A 971-nucleotide genomic window follows, 5' to 3' on the forward strand; every position below is an offset into this window, starting at 1 on the left:
GTGCCATCTAATTCGTTCCGGCCGGCCCGGGAGGCTTCCAATCCGCCACCTCTTTGTCCCGGACGAAGAGGTTGGAAGTCTCACCTCACGAGAACTCATTGAAGAGGAGGCGCGCCGCGCGCGCTACGTCCTGGTCACGGAGCCGGCACGCAACGGCGGTAAGATCGTTACTTCGCGTAGGGGCGGGACGGCGAGCTTCGACATGAAAGTAACTGGTCGCTCTGCGCACTCTCTGGCCGCGCAACACGGACGCAGCGCAGTACGTGAGCTCGCACGGCAAATCCTCGATATCGAGTCAATGAACGACTACGACAGTGAGTTTTACATGAATGTTGGAATTATCGAGGGGGGGACCAGTACGAGTATCGTGCCCGAACATGCTTTCGCCAGGATAAGCATGAGCGCGCCCAGTTCGGAGATGGCGGAAAAGGCCATTGCGCGCATGCGCGCCATCAGATCCTACGACCCAGACGTAACGATCGAGATGATCACCAAGATCGGTCGTCTTCCAGGTTACGAGAAATCCCCTGAGATCGAGGCTCTGTTCCAGCATGCGCGCCAACTGGCGGCGGAAATTGGTTTCGTGCTCGAAGGCGTCAATGGCGCGATCGGCTCGGACGCGAATTTCACAGCCCAGTTTGTGCCCACGCTCGATGGGATGGGGCCGGACGGCAAGGGCGCGCACTCCCACCAGGAGCAGATTTTCATTTCATCGCTGGTCCCGAGGGCCACGCTGTTGCTGCGCCTCTTCGAGACCCTGGGCTAGGCATCTCCATGTCGCTTCGAGGAGCGGCACTGCGATCAATCCGATCAGCGCGGCTTACTGGGATTTGATAGGTCGACTTGCAGAATCGATGCCTTCTAATCTCTCATGTTCCCTGTCAAGGCTGAAGGCGAGAGGGATCGGCTGCTCAGCGCGAGCGCGCGAAGCAGTCGGATCGGCTGAAGCTGCACAAGGCTGGGGGTGGAGC

The 971-nt window shown here is 59.5% G+C and carries 1 protein-coding gene; it reads left to right on the forward strand.

The window, feature by feature from the left end; all coding sequences use genetic code 11:
- Window positions 1–766: M20/M25/M40 family metallo-hydrolase (locus EOA60_RS34765; protein WP_128312717.1), on the forward strand; the 766-nt coding region annotated here is incomplete at its 5' end.
- Between the last annotated feature and the right edge of the window lie 205 nt (window positions 767–971).

The sequence above is a fragment of the Mesorhizobium sp. M1A.F.Ca.IN.020.06.1.1 genome (assembly GCF_004023265.1).
Classification (GTDB): domain Bacteria; phylum Pseudomonadota; class Alphaproteobacteria; order Rhizobiales; family Rhizobiaceae; genus Mesorhizobium.